Source organism: Sulfitobacter sp. SH22, assembly GCF_965641905.1.
Taxonomy (GTDB): domain Bacteria; phylum Pseudomonadota; class Alphaproteobacteria; order Rhodobacterales; family Rhodobacteraceae; genus Sulfitobacter.
The window spans coordinates 2943114-2960763 of the sequence record NZ_OZ282573.1 but is presented as its reverse complement, the minus strand read 5'-3'; the positions used below and the strand labels follow the sequence as shown (position 1 = coordinate 2960763).

Here is a 17650-nt window from a genome sequence, read left to right as displayed (position 1 = left end):
ATCTAAACGTCGTATCGTTTGTTGATCTTGTCGACGATCTGGCCAGACGCAAGCGACACCCCTTCGTCAAAATGCCAGTCGCGAAACCCGCGGCTTTGATAATAGGTCAGCCCGCCCGAATTATCGGCGCGGATTGTTGCGTTGATCCAGACATAGCCCAGCTGTTTTGCCGCCGCTGATGTGGCGTTAAACAACGCCGACCCGATGCCAAGACCGGTGCGCCCGACCTGCACAAATGTCGCGACATCGCAGGCCTCGGCTGGCAAATCGGGATGGGGGCTGATCCATTGAAAGCCGACGACCTTTTCATTCTCGTCCAAGGCAACATGCCACGCGCTTTGCTCCGCGTTTGACGCCATCCATTGTTTCAGATCATCCCCCGTGACAGGCCGGGTGATTGCGGTGGCGCCGCCAATCTCGATAATCTCGTTCAACAGTCGCGCCATATCGGGGGCATCCAGGGCAATGGGGGGTCTGACTTTGGTCATGATATCTCCTTGAGCAGGATCGCGTGACGGGCGGTGAAATCATTGCGGGTCTCAACAGGCGGGCGCAGCACGATTGCCAGATTTTCGATGATGCGGGTGTCGGGTTTGCCAAAAAACCGTGTTGCTTCGGTTTCTGAAAACCCTGCGATCTGGGTCGCTTCCATCCAGGCGCTGATTTTATCCGCTTTCTTTATCTGTTGTTTGACGGTCTTTGGTATCGCGGCAGGCAGCCCGAAACGAATGTGGATTGCGGCCGTTAACCGCTCATCCAGCGCACCGTAGCCGGGCCCGACGGCTGCCTTTACAGGTGAAATCATATCGCCGATCACATATTCCGGCGCATCATGCAGCAGTGCGGCCAGCTTCCATTTGGCGGGTGATTTCGGATTCAGACGCGCAAACAATGTTTCGACCAACAGCGAATGTTCAGCAACGGAATAGGCGTAATCCCCGTGGGTTTGACCATTCCAGCGGGCGACAAAAGCCAACCCGTGCGCGATATCTTCAATCTCGATATCGACGGGGGTGGGGTCAAGCAGGTCCAGCCTGCGGCCCGACAGCATGCGTTGCCATGCACGGGGTTGCTGCGCCATGATGATCCTCCGTCATTCGGTTTTGCCCTGTTCATCCCACGTAGCCCGCAATCATGGAACCGGAAATGCGCAGGGCGGCCCGGTTCCGAGCGCCGGAATGGTGCAAAATAGATCACTTGTTAATGCATCTTCCCATCAATCGTTGAGATTGCCGCTTTAAAGTGCTACGCGCGTGGCAAATATCCGATCTTTTGAAAAGGGATGCCAAATGGCCAACGATTATATCGTTAAAGACATTAACCTTGCTGCATATGGCCGCAAGGAACTTGATATTGCTGAAACAGAAATGCCGGGCCTGATGGCGCTGCGCGAGGAATACGGGACGAAGAAGCCGCTGAAAGGCGCGCGCATCGTTGGATCCCTGCACATGACGATCCAGACCGCTGTTCTGATCGAAACGCTGGTTGAGCTTGGTGCCGACGTCCGCTGGGCATCGTGCAACATCTTCTCGACCCAAGACCACGCTGCTGCGGCGATTGCTGCCGGTGGTACGCCTGTATTCGCGATCAAAGGCCAGTCGCTGGAAGAGCATTGGGATTACCTTGATAAATCCTTTATGTTCCCCGAAGGCCCGAACCTGATTTTGGACGATGGCGGCGATGCGACACTGTACATCCTGCTGGGTGCCCGTGCCGAAGCCGGTGAAGACGTGATTGCAGTGCCGCAATCCGAAGAAGAAGTCGCGATCAAGGCGCAGATCAAAAAGCGTATGGAAGCAAGCCCCGGCTGGTTCACCAAAATGCGCGACCAGATCAAAGGCGTTTCCGAGGAAACAACAACCGGCGTTCACCGCCTGTACGAACTGGTCAAGCAAGGCCAGTTGCCGTTCCCTGCGATCAACGTGAACGACAGCGTCACCAAGTCCAAGTTCGACAACAAATACGGCTGTAAGGAATCGCTGGTCGACGGCATCCGCCGCGCCACCGACACCATGATGGCCGGTAAAGTTGCCGTCGTCATGGGCTACGGTGATGTTGGTAAAGGGTCGGCTGCGTCCCTTGCTGGTGCCGGTGCCCGCGTAAAAGTCACCGAAGTTGATCCGATCTGCGCGTTGCAAGCCGCGATGGACGGTTTCGAAGTTGTGCTGCTGGAAGACGTACTGGCAACTGCCGACATCTTTATCACCACCACAGGCAACAAAGACGTGATCCGCATCGAGCATATGCGTGAGATGAAGGACATGGCGATCGTTGGTAACATCGGCCACTTTGACAATGAAATCCAGGTTGCTGCGTTGAAGAACCACAAATGGACCAACATCAAAGAACAGGTCGACATGATCGAGATGCCTTCGGGCAACCGTCTGATCCTGCTGTCCGAGGGTCGTTTGCTGAACCTTGGTAACGCGACTGGCCACCCGTCTTTCGTGATGTCCGCGTCCTTTACCAACCAGGTTTTGGCACAGATCGAACTGTGGGAAAACACCGGCAAATATACAAACGACGTATATATCCTGCCCAAGCATCTGGATGAAAAGGTTGCGCGTCTGCACCTTGCACGGATCGGCGTTAAACTGACCCAGTTGAGCAACGAACAAGCGGCCTATATCGGCGTATCCGCTGATGGCCCGTTCAAGCCAGAGCATTATCGCTACTAAGCGGGGTGTGGGGTTAACCCCACCCTACGATCACATCAACGCCGCCTTGCAGAAATGCGAGGCGGCGTTTTTTTATCTGACATCGCGCCCCTGGTTCAGGATGATCACATTCCCGCTGGAAACATCCCCCGCAGGCGAGATCAGAAACCCGACCCATGCCGCAATCTCTGACGGCTGCATCGCACGGCCATGGGGCATTTGCGCGATGGCTTTTTCCAGCACTTCCTTGCTGACCACACCGAACAGGGGCGTTTCTGTCATCGCGGGTGCAATCGAATTCACGGCGATCTTGTCGGTGGCGTAGCGCCGCGCCAGATCCTTGGTCAGTGTGTCCAATGCCGCTTTTGAGGCGCGATAATGGGGCGGGTCAAAGGCGTCGAAATTATACGCCCCGTTGGAACTGATGTTGACGATTTTTCGCACGCCATCGCGCCCGGCCATCAGCTTGATCGCGGCCTGACAGCAGTGGAACGCACCGGAAAAGTTCAGCGCCATCTGCCTTTCGAATTCGCCCACAGGAATGTTGGGGAATTCAGACATGAAACAGGTGCCTGCGTTGTTGACCAGCGCATCGACACCCTTGTGATTGGCCTCAATCTGCTTGAACGCCTTTTTGATCTCTTTCGGGTCGGTCAGATCGATGGAGATACCTTCGAAACCGTCCGACAGCATGTCAGCCAGCCCGATTGCGTCGATATCCAAGCCGATGACATGAAAATTGTCAGCCCTAAGCCTGTCTACAATCGCCCGCCCCATGCCGCCTGCGGCCCCTGTAACCACTGCAATCTTCTTCATCTCAGTCCCCCACGCCATTTGCGGTTGGCATTTTCATCAAACCCGCGTTATCCAAAATAGATGTAAACGCATGTATTTTTCCATGCAAGGAGAGCCAGATGCCCATTCGACCCGCCCGCAGAATTACCGATACCAGCCCAAAGAACTTTGGAATGTTTGCCAAGGCGGTCGGGAGGACAGGCGATTTGATCCATCTGGAGCTTGGCATGCCAGCCGAAGATACCCCCCAACACATCAAGGACGCAACGATTGCTGCCTTGCAACGGGGGGCGGTGCATTATTCCGATCTGCAAGGCCTGCCGGAACTGCGCAGCGCCTTGGCGGATAAGCTGCGCCGCCAGAACAAGCTGGACGTGACAGCCGATAATGTGCTGATCACCAACGGTCTGACCCAAGGGTCATTTGCTGCCTTCATGGCGTTTCTGGATCACGGCGACGAGGCACTGTTGCTGGCCCCCTATTATCCGCAACATATCGGCAAAGCCGAGCTGGCAGGTGCCAAGGTCACCATCGCGCCCTTGGATGCTGAAAACGGGTTTTCCATCAATCGCGCCTTGATAGAGCCACATATCACCTCGGCGACCCGCGCGATTGCCTTGATCAACCCCTGCAACCCGACAGGCCGCGTCTATACCCGTGATGAACTGCAAGTCATCGCCGATCTTGCACAGGAACACGATCTATTGGTGATCTCGGACGAGGTGTATGAAGAGATCACCTATGACGCGACGCATATTTCCATTGCGTCCTTGCCCGGCATGAAGGCGCGCACGATCTCGATGTTTGCCTTTACCAAAGCCTATGCGATGGACGGTTGGCGCTTGGGCTATGTTGTCGCCGATAGCGATTTGATGGGACCGTTGATGAAGATCACGACCAACGAAGTGACCCATGTGAACACGTTCATTCAGCACGGTGCCCTTGCGGCGGTCACGGGCGACCCGTCCATTTTGGCGGGCATGGTCGCACGGGATCGCACGCGGCGCGATCTGGTGATCGGGCGGCTGAACCAGATGCCCGGTGTGACCTGCGCCACGGTCGAAGGGACGATTTACGCCTTTCCGGATATTACGGCGACCGGATTGACGGCGCAGAATTGTGCGGACCGCCTGCTGGAGGAAATCGGTGTGGTGGTCGAGGCAGGCAGCTTTTACGGTGACGCAGGCGAGGGGCATTTGCGTGTGTGTTTCGGGTGCGCTGAAATTGACGTGCTGACCGATGCGATGGACAGGATGCAACGGTTCTTTAACGGTCTTTAGATCAGTGTTTTCAACGCGATAAACAGGTTTGAAACATGCGCCGCTGTGGTGACTGCACCCGGTGACAACCGTAAAATCCGGCCACGGCAATCAACGTGAATATGTTGATCCCGCAATTGGCCAACCAGCGCCTGCGCATCAACGGCGGGCGACAATTGCACCATGATGGACCCGCCCCGTTTTTCAGGGTCTCGCGGGGTCGCAATGGTCAGCCCGGCATCGTCTGCGGCAGCGATAATCAGATCGGTCAATGCGCGGTTCTGGCCCGGCAAGTCAGGTTGCGCCGCGTGCCAGCGCAGGGCAGGAATAGACCCTAAACAGGCCAAAACAGATGGTGTCCCATGGTCAAAACGCCGTGCATCGGGCGCATAATCAAACGCATCCAGATCCCACGAAAACGGATTGTCCTGCGAAAACCACCCCCGCAATTCGGGCGTCACGTCGTCGATCAATTCCTTGCGCATCTGGATAATGCCCGCACCCGGTGTGCCGCACAGCCATTTCAAACTGGTCGAGATCACGAAATCGGCGGGATAGTCGTTTAACGAAAACGGGATGATCCCGATTCCTTGGGTCAGATCGACCCCGATCAGCGAGCCCATTTCACGCCCGTGGGCGATCAGCCGTTGCAAATCGCAGCGGTGCGAGCTGGTCGAGGTGACAAAAGTCAAAAGCGCGAGGCCGACATCGCTGCCCCAAGCGTCAAGCAGATCATCATCATTTACCCAAAATGCACCATCGCGTATCGGCACGGTGTGCAAGGTGAACCCCATCCGATCTGCCAAGCCGTTCAGCAGGAAATGCAGCGAGGGAAAGCAATCTGCCGCGATCAACACCCGTTTGCCGCGCAATTGTCCCTTGGGCAGCCCGCCAAGGATCGAAAACAACGCGGTTGTCACATTCTCGGCGCTGGTCAGGGTGTCAGCCGGTGCGTCGATCAGATCACGCCAAAGGGTCAGAAACTTTTGGCGTTTGCCCAAAACAGTGGGCCACTGCGCATCATCCGGCTGACCCCAGACAGTTGAAAACGCGGCCAGGGCGGCTGCCATATCCTGTGCTTTGCCGGGATATTGACCAATGGAATGGTAAAGAAAGTAAGCAGGATCAGGCATAAGCCCCTCGTTTTAATGTAGAACCCAGATGGCATGTGAATTTAGTTGCAAACGCATATAACGCTACGTAGCATCTTATATCAACAACAGTGCAGCCACACAGTCAGGGGAGAAATGAATATGAGCGGCGCAGATAGTCTGACGAACCTTGCGATGATGTTGGCGACAGGGGCTGTCGAAGTGATCGACTGCTCTGGCAGCCTTGGCCCCGATACGCCGATTTTGCAACTGCCCGAAGATTTTGCCAAAAACACCCCGAAAATCGAGATCCACAAAATCAGCGAATACGACAGCGACGGCCCGTTTTTCGCGTGGAACTGGCTGAAACTCGGCGAACATTCCGGCACCCATTTTGATGCGCCGCACCATTGGATCACGGGCAAGGATTACGAAGACGGCTATACCGATACGCTGGATGTGCAGCGCCTTGTGGCACCCGTCAACGTGATCGACTGCGCGGCACAATCTGCCCAGAACGAAGATTTCCTTTTGACTGCGGATGGCGTTAAAGCCTGGGAAGCCGAACATGGCGCGATCGGCAAGGGTGAATGGGTCGTGATGCGCACGGATTGGGACAAACGCGCTGATGATGCGGCAAAGTTCCTGAACGCTGACGACACAGGCCCGCACAGCCCCGGCCCGACCCCCGACTGTATCGAATACCTATTGTCCAAAGGGATCGTTGGATGGGGCACGCAATGTATCGGCACCGACGCCGGCCAAGCCGGAGGAATGGAGCCGCCATACCCCGCCCATAACCTGCTGCACCGTGACAATTGCTTTGGCCTCGCCTCCCTTGCACATCTCGACAAACTGCCTGCAAAGGGGGCCATTCTGATTGCCGCGCCTCTCAAGATCGAACGGGGCACCGGCAGCCCGATCCGCGCCCTTGCCTTGATCCCCAAAGCTTGAGATTTAACACCCCACTTTCGGCCCTAACCTGGGGTCGGCTATTGGAAGGGACCTTTCGGATGACTGGCAAGGAAATTGCTGAAATAGACTCCTTGGGCGATATGGGGCTGGACGGCTTTGCCCCCTATCTGATGAACAGGATCATGGGGCGCTACAACGCTGCCTTGCAGGAAGAAATGTCCAAGCTGGGTCTGACGACGCCCCAGATGCGGTCCCTTGCCGTGCTGTCTGTGCGCGACGGGATCCTGATCCGCGAACTTGCGGTTTATGCCGTTGTTCAGCAATCAACCCTTAGCCGGGGCTTGGATACATTGGCGCAAAACGGTTTGGTTCTGCGTCAGCCTGACCCCGACGACAGCCGTGCGACCCGCATCTTTCTGACCGATGCCGGCCGAGAGGCATTTAGGCGTCTATGGCCACATATGTCTGATGCATATCACGCGATGTTTGTGGGCATTGAGGGTGACGAAAAACAGGCGTTCATCGGCACATTGCAAAAAGTGCTGAAAAACATTCGTAAACACGATTTCTGAAAGGGCTCAGATGGCCGAACGTTCCTTCAAAAAAGAGGTAGAGCATCTGCGCAAGGGCGACGGAGACGTATTTACCGGAGAAGGGATATTGGCCCTGACCAAAGCGCTGTTGGAAAACGGCGTTGGCTATGTTGGCGGCTATCAGGGTGCGCCGATCAGCCATTTGATGGACGTGCTGGCCGATGCCCAGGACGTGCTGGGCGAACTTGGCGTCAGGTTCGAGGCAAACGCAAGCGAAGGGGCAGCCGCTGCGATGTTGGCGGCGTCTGTCCACTATCCGATCCGTGGTGCCGTGACGTTCAAAGGGCCGGTTGGCGTAAATGTGGCGTCGGATGCGCTGGCGAACCTCAGTTCATCCGGTGTGACGGGCGGCGCTTTGGTGATCGTGGGCGAAGATTACGGCGAAGGGTCGTCGATCATGCAAGAGCGATCCCACGCCTTTGCCATGAAATCGCAATTCTGGATGCTGGACCCGCGCCCGAACCTGCCCAGCATTACCAAAGCGGTGAAAGATGGCTTTGAACTGTCCGAGGCCAGCAATACCCCTGTGATGTTGATGGTACGGATCAGATCGTGCCACGTTACAGGCAGCTTTGAAACCCGCGATAACGTGCCGCCGCCGTTGACGGTGCGCGATGCCCTGTCTGCCCCGCGCAGTGATTTCGCCCGCGTGGTTCTTCCTCCGATGAGCTATCTTCACGAACAGGACAAAGTTCAAAACCGCTGGCCTGCGGCGGAAAAATTCATCATCGACAACAAGCTGAATGAAATCATCGGCCCCAACCGCGCCCCTTTGGGGATCGTTGTTCAGGGGGGCATGTATAACGGCGTGGTGCGGGCGCTTCAGCGGTTGGGGCTGGCAGATATCTATGGCAACAGCGACGTGCCGCTTTATGTTCTGAACGTCACATATCCCTTGGTTAGGGACGAATTTAACCGGTTTTGCGAGGGCAAGGATCATGTGCTGGTTGTCGAGGAAGGTCAGCCTGAGTTTATCGAGCAGCAGCTTGGCAGTTTTCTGTACAAAGCGCGCAGCTCGGTCGAATTGCATGGCAAAGACATGCTGCCGATGGCTGGCGAATATACCGGGCAGGTGATGCTGGACGGTGTGACCGCATTTCTAAAGGCCGCCGCGCCTGAAATGTTGCCGGGTGCCGTTCGTGCCCCGAATGCAAAGGCCCCGCAGATACCGGACCTGTCCAAAACCGTGCCGATCCGGCCACCGGGGTTCTGTACGGGTTGCCCCGAACGCCCGATTTTCGCTGCGTTGAAGCTGACGGAACAGGAACTTGGCAAGCATCAGATCAGTGGCGACATTGGCTGCCATCTATTTGCCGCCTTGCCTCCGTTTGAAATTGGCGGTTCGACGATGGGCTATGGGTTGGGGCCTGCGTCAAACGCCGCTTTTGATGGCGGTGGCGAACGGCGGGCGATCTCTATCCTTGGGGATGGCGGGTTCTGGCATAACGGGCTCAGTTCCTCGATCGGGAACATGGTGTTCAACAAATCAGACACGGTCGCGGTGATTGTCGACAACTATTATTCCGCCGCAACGGGCGGGCAGGACGTGCTGTCCAGCCGCGCAATAAACGACACTAAATCGACGAATAACCCGATTTCAGCAGCGTTAAAGGGGGTTGGTGTCGAATGGGTGCGCCAGATCGACCGCACCTATGACGTTGGCAAAGTCCGCGAGGTTCTGCGCGAGGCGTTAACGACCGATTACGCCGGACCAAAGGTGATCGTGGCATCGTCGGAATGTATGTTGAACAAACAGCGCCGCGAAAAGCCGCTGCGCAATCAAGCGATACAGGATGGCCGCCGCGTTGATATCCCGCGCTTTGGCGTGGACCCCGATATTTGCACGGGCGATCACGCGTGTATCCGGCTGTCGGGCTGCCCGTCGCTGTCGTTAAAGAAGCTTGATGACCCGCTGCGCGACGACCCTGTGGCGCATATTGACCAGACCTGCGTTGGCTGCGGCAATTGCGGCGAAGTCGCGGACGAGGCGATCCTGTGTCCGTCATTCTATCAGGCGGATGTGGTGCATAACCCGACCGGTTTTGAGGCATGGCGGGCAAGACAACGCATCAAGATTATCGGCTGGCTGCAAAACCGCCGTGCTGCCAAACGGTTGGCCCTATGAACGCGCTGTTTCCGGAAAAGCCCCAAGATGCGGGCCTTGCCAAGATCACCAAGCTGGCGGTGATGGCTGTTGGCGGGCAGGGCGGCGGCGTTCTGACGAGCTGGATCGAGGCATTGGCCCGTGCGCAGGGCTATGATGTGCAGGCCACCAGCGTTGCAGGTGTGGCGCAACGCACCGGGGCGACGATTTATTACATCGAAATGATCCCCAGAACCGATCAGCTGCCGGTCTTTGCCCTGGCTCCGTCCGCCGGCGATGTTGATATTCTGATCGCAGCCGAGATGATGGAGGTCGGGCGCGCCGTCTTGCGGGGGTTCGTGACGCCGGACCGGACCGTGTTGATCGGATCAACCCACCGCGCACTCGCCGTGTCTGAAAAGACGGTGCCGGGTGACGGTATTGCAGATGCCAACGAAGTCCGCGCCGCCGCTGAAATCGCTGCGCAGAGACTGATATTGGCCAATATGGAGCAATTGGCCGTCGATCAGAGCTCGGTTATTTCGGCGAGCCTGTTTGGTGCCCTTGCCGGGTCCGGCGCTTTGCCATTTCCGCGCGAGGCGTTCGAGGACGCGATCCGCAAAAGCGGCAAGGGAGTCGATGCCAGTTTGCGCGCCTTCAAAGCGGGCTTCGATGCGGCGCAGCATCGCGAAACGGTGGACGTGCAGAAACCGGAACCCGAACAGAAGATCACCGGACCCCAAGGGGTGTTGGACGAATGGAACGCGCTGGTCGACCGCATCAACGCAATGCCGCCAACCGTTCAGCAGATGGCTACGGCGGGCCTGCGAAAGGTCGTCGATTTTCAGGATTGCGGCTATGGCGCGACCTATCTGGATCGGCTCAACGCGATGATCGCCCGTGACAGCGCCGCGCAAGATTGGCTGCTTAGCGTGACAGCCGCGAAATATATCGCCAACGCGATGGCCTATGACGACATGATCCGCGTTGCCGACATCAAGACGCGAAGCCCCAGATTCGACCGCATCCGCAACGAAATGGGCGCGAAACTCGATCAGGTCATGCAATTGACCGAATATTTCCACCCAAGGGCAGAGGAAATTGCCGGGCTTTTGCCCGCAAGGCTTGGCGCGTGGATCGAAGGAAAGCCAAAGGCGATGGCGCGGCTGGATCGGTGGTTTGGCATGGGGCGGCGGTTGCGCACAGACAGTCTGCCTGCCTTTGTGATGCTGCATCTTCTGGGCGGGCTGAAATCCTACCGCCTGAAAACCCGCCGCCATGCGGTCGAGGTTGCGCATCTTGAGGCGTGGCTTGACCGCAGTCTTGCGCCGCTTACCAATGATTACGAGCTTTGCGTTGAACTGCTGCGGTGCAGGCGTCTGGTGAAAGGGTATTCCGACACCCATGCGCGGGGATTGGCGAAATTTGACAGCGTCATGAACGCCGCCGACATGTTGAAGGGGCGCGAAGATGCGTCCGATTGGGTTGCCCGCCTGCGCGAAGCCGCCTTGCAAGACCCCGACGGAAAGGCGCTTTCCGGCGCGTTAGAGACTGTTCGGAGCTTTGTTTAACGCAAACCGCGCGATTTGTTGAAAACAACCATCCGTTCGTTCTGCACACAGGGAAAGGCCGTCGATTTTCAATGGCGCGGGGATCGTTGGGCAAAGGTAGCCATCCAGAAAGTCGATTACGCGGTCTTTAACATCGTCGGGGATCGGCCCGGTCAGTGTGATGTGAAACTGAAAGAATTCTTCGACCCCGGCATAGCCCCATTGGCGCAACAGCTGTCGCTGGCGATCGGACATGTTGCGTCGGTTCTTGCGGTCAAATTCGGCGGTGGTGATCGGTGCGCGAAACCGGTCCAGCGAACGCACCACTGCGGCGGCCAGCGTGTTCAGCTGCGACACATCCCCTTTGGGGGTCAGAGCCAAAAATCGGCCAATCTGGGTCAGGTGCAGCCCTTCAATCGACAGTTCTTGATGCGAGGCACAAAAATCCCCTAACGCCTCCGTCAAATCCTGCTCGGTCACGGCGGCGGCTAGGGTAAACGGGGCCTTTATCGTGGCGTGCAGCCCGTATTTGCGCGGCCTGTCTGTTATCGCGGCAACGTCGATACCATCGATATGTGGCTGCGCAACGGCGCAGCCTTTGGCCAAATCCCACCCCAGCCAGGCGGCACCCGATTGGGCAAACCGGCCTGACTGCGGCGTGAAATAGATGGCGTAGCGTTTGAACATGGGTTCAGCTACTCCGACGCGGGCTAAAGGTCAAAGATACCGGTTCACCAGATTTTCCAACGCCTCTTGGCGGCCCGAGGCTGGCTGCGGGTTCAGGTTGTCTGCTTTGACCTGTGCGTTGATAGCCTCGAGGTTGCTGTTCAACAGGTCCTGACCGCGCGCCGAACCCCAACCAGCATAGCGGGCATCGCGGGCGGCTTCCAGCTTGCCGTCTTCCAGCATCGCGGCTGCGGCTTTCAGACCACGGGCGCAGACATCCATCGCGCCGACATGGGCAAGGATCAGATCCTGTGCGTCCAGCGATTGACGGCGCAGCTTTGCGTCGAAATTGGTGCCGCCTGTGGTGAAACCGCCTGCCTTGAGCACTTCGTAATAGGCCAATGCGACTTCGGGCACCGAATTGGGGAACTGGTCGGTGTCCCAGCCCGATTGGTAATCGTTGCGGTTCATGTCGATCGACCCGAAAATACCAAGCGCAGAGGCAAGCGCCAGCTCGTGTTCAAACGAATGCCCGGCCAGGATCGCGTGACCCTGTTCGATGTTTACCTTCACCTCGTTCTCAAGCCCGAAATCCTTGAGGAAACCGTAAACGGTGGCGACGTCGTAATCATATTGGTGTTTGGTGGGTTCCTGAGGTTTAGGCTCGATCAGGATGCCGCCCTTGAAACCGATCTTGCGTGCATATTCGACCGACATTTGAAGGAAACGGCCCGCCTGTTCACGTTCGCGTTTCATGTCGGTGTTCAGCAGGGTTTCATAGCCTTCGCGCCCGCCCCACAGCACATAGTTTTCACCACCCAGCTTGTGGGTGACGTCAATGCATTCTTTGACGGTCGCGGCACCATAGGCAAAGACATCAGGGTCCGGGTTGGTCGCCGCACCCGACATATAGCGGCGGTTCGAAAACAGGTTCGCGGTGCCCCACAGCAGCTTGGTGCCTGTCTGCTCCATCTTTTCGCCGAAATAATCGGTGATCTCGTGCAGGCGCGCAGTGCTTTCGGCGAATGTATCGCCTTCGGGCCGGACGTCGGCATCGTGAAAACAGAAATACGGCTGGCCAAGGATCTTGAACATGTCGAACGCGGTATCGGCCTTGACCTTGGCGTGATCCATCGTGTCGCCGAACCAGGGGCGCTCAAACGTCTGGCCGCCAAACGGGTCGCCGCCTTCCCAGGCAAAGCTGTGCCAATAGGCAACGGCAAAGCGCAGGTGTTCCGCCATCGTCTTGCCCATGACAATCTCATCAGGGTCATAGCTGCGATAGGCGAAATCATGGGTCGCATCGGGATCGTAGGTGATCGTCGGGATACCAGCGAAAAAGTCGGTCATGGGGAGGCTCCTTAAGTGTAGGTCAGCGCAGGGATTTGATTGCGCGATATGTCTCGGAATAGCGTTCGTGCGCGTCAGCAAAAGCTGGAACGAGCTTTTGATCAGGCTCTATCACGCGGGAAACGGGGGGCGGCACAGCAATTTCGGCACCTTCGCCAGTTGCGGCCATGCGGCCCAGACGCGCAGCGCCCAAGGCGGCACCAAAGTCACCAGCCGCAGGAAGCTGGATCGGCATATCCAGCGAAGTTGCAATCGCCTTGAGCCAGTAATCGGACTTTGACCCGCCGCCGACTGCCATCAGGCTGTCGATCTTGGTACCGGTCAGCGCCATCGCATCAAAGCTGTCGCGCAGGGCGTGGGTGACGCCCTCTAGGACGGCGCGGACCATTGCGGCGCGATCTGTCGCGTGACCCAAATGCAGGAATCCGGCGCGAATTTGCGCATCGTTGTGGGGCGTACGTTCGCCGCCCAGATAGGGCATGAATATCGTGCGGCTTGGGGCCTGTAGCTGCCCCAGATCACCGGTCAGCGTTTGGGCATCTTCGTTCAACACCCCCGCCAGCCAGTTCAGCGCATCTGTCGCAGACAGGATCACCCCCATCTGGTGCCACAGATCAGGCAAGGCATGGCAAAAGCTGTGCAAGGCGCTTTCGGGGGCTGCGGCATAGTTGGGCGTCGCGGCGAACAACACGCCAGAGGTGCCCAGCGACACAAACGCCTGCCCCGGTTTCACAACACCCATCCCGATGGCAGAGGCGGCATTATCCCCACCACCCCCCGCGACGGGAATGCCCGCAGGCAGGCCAAGTTTGGCGGCGATTGATCCGGTCAGGGTGCCAGAAACCTCGGAGCCTTCGACGAGACGGGGCATTTGCGCCCGTGACAGACCCGACAGCGCCAGCAGTTCATCCGACCAGTCGCGCGCGCCAGTGTCCAGCCAGCTGGTGCCAGCGGCGTCGGACATTTCTGACACGGCTTCGCCCGTAAGCCAGAACCGCAGGGCGTCTTTGGGCAGCAACACTTTGTCGATCTTGGCAAAGATATCTGCTTCGTGCCGCCGGACCCATTCAACCTTGGGCGCGGTAAAGCCGGGGAAAACGATGTTGCCCGTGACCTTGCGCCAGATCGGGTTGGCATCCATTTCAGCCGCTTCAACGGCAGCGCGGGTATCGTTCCACAGCATACAGGGGCGCAACGCCGCGCCGTTTGCATCAATCAACGTAGCGCCATGCATGTGACCGCTTAGCCCGATGCCCTGAACAGCGCTAAGATCGACGCCAAGACCGCGCACGGCAGCTGCGCAGGCGGTGAACCAATCATCGGCGGTTTGCTCGCTCCACCCGTCATGGGCGCGCGATACCTGCAAAGGCGCGCTGGCTTCGGCGATGATGTTTTCATCACCGTCCACCAGCAGCGCTTTCAGGCCCGAAGTACCTAAATCAAGACCTAAAAACATGTGTTTCCCCGTGTGTTAGAGCCTAAGCGGCGTCGCGCGCTTTACCCATGATGATCATGCTGAGGATGTCATCCTCGGTCACGTCACCGACTTTTTCAGTGCCGATCAGCGTGCCGTTTTTCATTACCGATACGCGGTCGCACAGATCCAGCATTTCGCGTGTGTCGTGGCTGATCAGGAAGATGCCCAGACCTTGGGCCTTCAGCTCCTTGATCAAATCGGCGACCATCTTGCTTTCGTGCACGCCCAAAGCGGCAGTCGGTTCATCCATGATCAGGATTTTCGCGTTGAAATACACCGCGCGCGCAATCGCCACCGACTGCCGCTGGCCACCCGAAAGCGCCGAAACAGGTTCGCTGATCTTTTTAAAGTTTGGGTTGAGCCGCGCCATGATCTTGCGCGTCTCTGCCTCCATCTTGGCGTCGTCGACCAGACCGAAACGCGTGGTCAATTCGCGCCCCAGAAACAGGTTGCTGGGCGCATCAAGGTTATCGGCCAGCGCAAGCGTTTGGTAAATCGTTTCGATGTTGTGACGCCGCGCATCACGGGGCGACTGGATGTTGACCTTTTTGCCCTCGATCCAGATTTCGCCTTCGTCCATCTGATAGGCACCGGCCAAAATCTTGATCAGCGTCGATTTGCCCGCGCCATTGTGGCCCAGCAGGCCGACAACTTCGCCCGGATATAGATCAAGCGACACGTTATCGACGGCGCGCACGCCCCCGAAGGACAACGAGATATTCTTAAGCTCTACTAAAGGTGTCATCATTTCCCTCCTGTGCGGCGGCGATAGACAATGTCGATCCAAACGGCGAGGACAAGAACAGCCCCCACAACGATGTTTTGCAGTGGCGCGTCGACGCCCACCATGGCCATGCCCGATTGCAGCGATTGCATGATCAGCGCCCCAAGGATTGCGCCGTGAATGGTGCCGATCCCGCCCGCAAGGGCCGTGCCGCCAATCACCGCAGCAGCGATGACGCGCAGTTCATCCAGCGTGCCGATGTCGTTGGAATGGTTGGTCAGACGGGCCGATGCGACAACCGCAGACAGCGCGACCAAGGCACCCATCAGCGCAAAGATCTTGACCGTCAGCATCCGTGTGTTGATGCCGGACAGCTCTGCCGCGTCAGGGTTGCCGCCTGTCGCAAAGATATAGCGTCCCAGCCGCGTGCGTTTCGCAATCACGGTCATGCCAATGGCAATCGCGATCAGCAGCAGCACGGAATAGGGAATGCCATAGGCGGCGGTATAACCCTCTGGCATCGCCTCGCCGTCAGCTTTGAATTCACGGATCAACCGCGCGGTGGGCACCTCATAGGCGTTCAGGATGGCGACAAAGCCAAGGATGCCGACAGTGATGATCAACCCGACAATCGCTTCTGCCCAGACGGGTTTGACCGGAAAGCCATGCCCGATCTTGTTGCGACGCGACGCCGACAGGGCCCAAAGCGCAAGGACGACGGCGATCACGCCAACGACCCAGGACCATGTTTCGCCCAAGGTGCCATTGATGCCGCCAAAATTGCGGAATGTTTCATCCAGCGGCCCGATGGTTTGACCGTCGGTCATGTACCACGCCACGTTGCGCCAGATCAGCAAGCCGCCCAGCGTCACGATAAAGGCGGGGATCGTCAGATAACCGACAAGCCATCCCTGAAACGCGCCGATCACGGTGCCTACGATCAATCCCGCCAGAATAGAGATCCAAGGGATCAGCGGGTGACCAAGGCCAAGCCCCAGCATCTTGGGCAAAATGTCGGTTTGGGTAATCGCCATCGCGGCCGAACAGGTCGCCAGCATGGCCCCCACAGACAGGTCGATGTGGCGTGTGACGATCACAAACACCATGCCAGTGGCCATAATGGCGACGCTGACGGTCTGGATGGTCAGGTTGAAAATATTGCGCGGCGTCAAGAACCGGCCGTCGGTCAGCACGTTGAACACCAGACAGACCAGAACAAAGGCACCGATCATGCCCAACAGGCGTGTGTCGATCTCAAGCTGGGTCAGGAAAGAACGTTTAGAGGCTGTCGGTGACCGATGTGAATCTGTCCCGGGTGTCGATGTATCTGTCATGTGATTGGCTTCCGGATTGGGTCGCGGTTTCTTTCAGCGGTCAGGGCATTGGTTCGAAAAACAGCCCGCGCATAAAAGGAATAAGGGGGTGCATCCCGACCGGGGCCGGGATGCAATTGTTTTGATTACTCGCAGGCTGCGACGTCTGTAACACCTTGGCAAAGCGCCTCTTTGGTGATCCAGCCGGCGTCCAGAACGGCGTTCAGGTTGTCGATGGTAACCGGCACAGGTGCCAGAAACTTGGCCGACAATGTTGTGCCGCCGGGCGATGTCCATTCCTGTGCGCCATCAACGGCACCCATTTCTGCACCACCAGCAAGGGCAACTGCGATTTCAGCAGCGTTCTTACCCAGATCGCGGGCGTCTTTCCAAACGCTGACGGTCTGTGTGCCCATTGCAACGCGGTTCAACGCAGCGTGGTCGCCATCTTGGCCGGACACAGGTGTGCCTTCCATGCCTTGTGCTGTCAGGGCTGCAACCGCACCGCCAGCTGTACCGTCGTTGGATGCAACAACCGCATCAACCTTGTTGTCTTGCGCTGTCAGGATCTGCTCCATGTTGCGCTGTGCGTTGGCAGGCAACCAGCCGTCTGTGTACGCTTCGGCAACGATGGTGATGTCGCCCGCGTCGATTGCAGCTTGCAGCACTTCTTGCTGGCCGCCACGCAGGAAATCGGCGTTTGGATCGGTGGGCGAGCCCTTGATCATGACGTAGTTGCCTTTTGGCATGGCTTCCAGAACGGCGCGGGCCTGCATACGGCCAACTTCGACGTTGTCGAATGTCAGGTAAAACGCACGAGGATCTTCGATCAGGCGGTCATAGCCAACAACCGGAATACCTTCATCAGCCGCGGCTGTGATGGCCGGGCCAATCGCTTGGCTGTCTTGTGCCAGAATGATCAAGGCATCAACGCCTTGGGCGATCAGGCTTTCAACATCGGACAATTGCTTGGCTGAAGACGACTGCGCATCGGCGCTGACGTATTTCGCACCGGCAGCTTCCAAAGCAGCTTTGATCGCGGCTTCGTCAGTCTTCCAGCGTTCTTCCTGAAAATTGGACCAGCTCACGCCGACAGTGATGTCTTGTGCTGCTGCGGCATGGGTGAATCCGGCAGTGGCGACAGCCGCTGCCATAAAGAGTTTACGCATTTCTTTCC

At 57.7% G+C, this 17650-nt stretch carries 16 protein-coding genes; 6 read left to right on the top strand and 10 right to left on the bottom strand.

Features of this window, described 5'->3' with window-relative positions; translation table 11 throughout:
- Positions 1 to 2: 2 nt before the first annotated feature.
- Together ACSQ13_RS16520 and ACSQ13_RS16515 are read right to left on the bottom strand one after the other, a co-directional pair.
- Positions 3 to 488: a GNAT family N-acetyltransferase gene (locus ACSQ13_RS16520; RefSeq protein ID WP_295508123.1), complete on the bottom strand. Its 486-nt coding sequence runs from the start codon at positions 486 to 488 to the stop codon at positions 3 to 5.
- The gene (locus tag ACSQ13_RS16515; protein WP_295508120.1) at positions 485 to 1081 is read right to left on the bottom strand and encodes an HD family hydrolase; all 597 of its coding nucleotides are present in this window, start codon (positions 1079 to 1081) and stop codon (positions 485 to 487) included. Before ACSQ13_RS16515 ends, ACSQ13_RS16520 begins: the two co-directional genes overlap by 4 nt.
- 208 nt (positions 1082 to 1289) lie before the next feature.
- Between ACSQ13_RS16515 and ahcY the strand changes: the two genes are divergently transcribed.
- Positions 1290 to 2678, top strand: a complete 1389-nt coding sequence (gene ahcY, locus ACSQ13_RS16510; RefSeq protein ID WP_176250339.1) for an adenosylhomocysteinase — start codon at positions 1290 to 1292, stop codon at positions 2676 to 2678.
- 72 nt (positions 2679 to 2750) lie between these two features.
- Here the strand turns inward: ahcY and ACSQ13_RS16505 are convergent, their stop codons facing one another.
- Positions 2751 to 3473: an SDR family NAD(P)-dependent oxidoreductase gene (locus tag ACSQ13_RS16505; RefSeq protein ID WP_295508118.1), complete on the bottom strand. Its 723-nt coding sequence runs from the start codon at positions 3471 to 3473 to the stop codon at positions 2751 to 2753.
- Between the two features lie 98 nt (positions 3474 to 3571).
- Here ACSQ13_RS16505 and ACSQ13_RS16500 point away from each other — a divergent pair, with 98 nt between their 5' ends.
- Positions 3572 to 4732: a pyridoxal phosphate-dependent aminotransferase gene (locus tag ACSQ13_RS16500; protein ID WP_295508116.1), complete on the top strand. Its 1161-nt coding sequence runs from the start codon at positions 3572 to 3574 to the stop codon at positions 4730 to 4732.
- Here the strand turns inward: ACSQ13_RS16500 and ACSQ13_RS16495 are convergent.
- Positions 4729 to 5781 (bottom strand): aminotransferase class V-fold PLP-dependent enzyme, encoded by a 1053-nt coding sequence (locus ACSQ13_RS16495; RefSeq protein ID WP_295508114.1) that lies wholly within the window; start codon positions 5779 to 5781, stop codon positions 4729 to 4731. The two genes, ACSQ13_RS16500 and ACSQ13_RS16495, sit on opposite strands and share 4 nt — an antisense overlap.
- 177 nt (positions 5782 to 5958) lie before the next feature.
- Between ACSQ13_RS16495 and ACSQ13_RS16490 the strand changes: the two genes are divergently transcribed.
- The 4 genes from ACSQ13_RS16490 to ACSQ13_RS16475 are packed head-to-tail and all read left to right on the top strand — an operon-like array spanning position 5959 to position 10964.
- Positions 5959 to 6756 carry a cyclase family protein gene (locus ACSQ13_RS16490; RefSeq protein WP_373028356.1) on the top strand — a complete coding sequence of 266 codons (798 nt, stop codon included), beginning with the start codon at positions 5959 to 5961 and terminating at the stop codon, positions 6754 to 6756.
- A 59-nt stretch (positions 6757 to 6815) separates the two neighbouring features.
- The gene (locus ACSQ13_RS16485) at positions 6816 to 7289 is read left to right on the top strand and encodes a MarR family winged helix-turn-helix transcriptional regulator (protein WP_176250344.1); all 474 of its coding nucleotides are present in this window, start codon (positions 6816 to 6818) and stop codon (positions 7287 to 7289) included.
- Between the two features lie 10 nt (positions 7290 to 7299).
- Positions 7300 to 9435 (top strand): indolepyruvate ferredoxin oxidoreductase subunit alpha, encoded by a 2136-nt coding sequence (locus tag ACSQ13_RS16480; protein ID WP_176250345.1) that lies wholly within the window; start codon positions 7300 to 7302, stop codon positions 9433 to 9435.
- Positions 9432 to 10964 carry an indolepyruvate oxidoreductase subunit beta family protein gene (locus tag ACSQ13_RS16475; RefSeq protein WP_295508110.1) on the top strand — a complete coding sequence of 511 codons (1533 nt, stop codon included), beginning with the start codon at positions 9432 to 9434 and terminating at the stop codon, positions 10962 to 10964. Before ACSQ13_RS16480 ends, ACSQ13_RS16475 begins: the two co-directional genes overlap by 4 nt.
- Here the strand turns inward: ACSQ13_RS16475 and ACSQ13_RS16470 are convergent.
- The 6 genes from ACSQ13_RS16470 to xylF all read right to left on the bottom strand — a co-directional run bounded on the left by ACSQ13_RS16470 (position 10938) and on the right by xylF (position 17642).
- Entirely contained in the window at positions 10938 to 11630 is a 693-nt protein-coding gene (locus tag ACSQ13_RS16470) for a DUF1045 domain-containing protein (protein WP_295508108.1), read from the bottom strand. The genes ACSQ13_RS16475 and ACSQ13_RS16470 overlap by 27 nt on opposite strands.
- A gap of 30 nt (positions 11631 to 11660) precedes the next feature.
- A complete protein-coding gene (xylA, locus tag ACSQ13_RS16465) occupies positions 11661 to 12959 on the bottom strand; it encodes a xylose isomerase (RefSeq protein ID WP_295508106.1) in 1299 nt (432 codons plus the stop codon).
- Positions 12960 to 12981: 22 nt separating this feature from the next.
- Positions 12982 to 14415, bottom strand: coding sequence for a xylulokinase (xylB, locus tag ACSQ13_RS16460; RefSeq protein ID WP_295508103.1), 1434 nt, complete (start codon positions 14413 to 14415; stop codon positions 12982 to 12984).
- A 22-nt stretch (positions 14416 to 14437) separates the two neighbouring features.
- Positions 14438 to 15184, bottom strand: coding sequence for an ATP-binding cassette domain-containing protein (locus tag ACSQ13_RS16455; RefSeq protein WP_176250350.1), 747 nt, complete (start codon positions 15182 to 15184; stop codon positions 14438 to 14440).
- Positions 15181 to 16494, bottom strand: coding sequence for a sugar ABC transporter permease (locus tag ACSQ13_RS16450; RefSeq protein ID WP_295508098.1), 1314 nt, complete (start codon positions 16492 to 16494; stop codon positions 15181 to 15183). The genes ACSQ13_RS16455 and ACSQ13_RS16450 overlap by 4 nt, the downstream gene beginning before the upstream one ends.
- A gap of 125 nt (positions 16495 to 16619) precedes the next feature.
- Positions 16620 to 17642, bottom strand: coding sequence for a D-xylose ABC transporter substrate-binding protein (xylF, locus tag ACSQ13_RS16445; RefSeq protein ID WP_176250352.1), 1023 nt, complete (start codon positions 17640 to 17642; stop codon positions 16620 to 16622).
- Positions 17643 to 17650: the final 8 nt, after the last annotated feature.

What these genes read in the sequence shown, in the direction of transcription:
- ACSQ13_RS16505 (WP_295508118.1), bottom strand. Translation starts at nt 3,473, where the DNA reads ATGAAGAAGATTGCAGTGGTTACAGGGGCCGCAGGCGGCATGGGGCGG.
- ACSQ13_RS16520 (WP_295508123.1), bottom strand. Translation starts at nt 488, where the DNA reads ATGACCAAAGTCAGACCCCCCATTGCCCTGGATGCCCCCGATATGGCG.
- ACSQ13_RS16490 (WP_373028356.1), top strand. Translation starts at nt 5,959, where the DNA reads ATGAATATGAGCGGCGCAGATAGTCTGACGAACCTTGCGATGATGTTG.
- ACSQ13_RS16470 (WP_295508108.1), bottom strand. Translation starts at nt 11,630, where the DNA reads ATGTTCAAACGCTACGCCATCTATTTCACGCCGCAGTCAGGCCGGTTT.
- ACSQ13_RS16475 (WP_295508110.1), top strand. Translation starts at nt 9,432, where the DNA reads ATGAACGCGCTGTTTCCGGAAAAGCCCCAAGATGCGGGCCTTGCCAAG.
- ACSQ13_RS16485 (WP_176250344.1), top strand. Translation starts at nt 6,816, where the DNA reads ATGACTGGCAAGGAAATTGCTGAAATAGACTCCTTGGGCGATATGGGG.
- ACSQ13_RS16455 (WP_176250350.1), bottom strand. Translation starts at nt 15,184, where the DNA reads ATGATGACACCTTTAGTAGAGCTTAAGAATATCTCGTTGTCCTTCGGG.
- ACSQ13_RS16495 (WP_295508114.1), bottom strand. Translation starts at nt 5,781, where the DNA reads ATGGCAGCCGCCCTGGCCGCGTTTTCAACTGTCTGGGGTCAGCCGGAT.
- ACSQ13_RS16500 (WP_295508116.1), top strand. Translation starts at nt 3,572, where the DNA reads ATGCCCATTCGACCCGCCCGCAGAATTACCGATACCAGCCCAAAGAAC.
- xylB (WP_295508103.1), bottom strand. Translation starts at nt 14,415, where the DNA reads ATGTTTTTAGGTCTTGATTTAGGTACTTCGGGCCTGAAAGCGCTGCTG.
- ACSQ13_RS16450 (WP_295508098.1), bottom strand. Translation starts at nt 16,494, where the DNA reads ATGACAGATACATCGACACCCGGGACAGATTCACATCGGTCACCGACA.
- ahcY (WP_176250339.1), top strand. Translation starts at nt 1,290, where the DNA reads ATGGCCAACGATTATATCGTTAAAGACATTAACCTTGCTGCATATGGC.
- ACSQ13_RS16515 (WP_295508120.1), bottom strand. Translation starts at nt 1,081, where the DNA reads ATGGCGCAGCAACCCCGTGCATGGCAACGCATGCTGTCGGGCCGCAGG.
- ACSQ13_RS16480 (WP_176250345.1), top strand. Translation starts at nt 7,300, where the DNA reads ATGGCCGAACGTTCCTTCAAAAAAGAGGTAGAGCATCTGCGCAAGGGC.
- xylA (WP_295508106.1), bottom strand. Translation starts at nt 12,959, where the DNA reads ATGACCGACTTTTTCGCTGGTATCCCGACGATCACCTACGATCCCGAT.
- xylF (WP_176250352.1), bottom strand. Translation starts at nt 17,642, where the DNA reads ATGCGTAAACTCTTTATGGCAGCGGCTGTCGCCACTGCCGGATTCACC.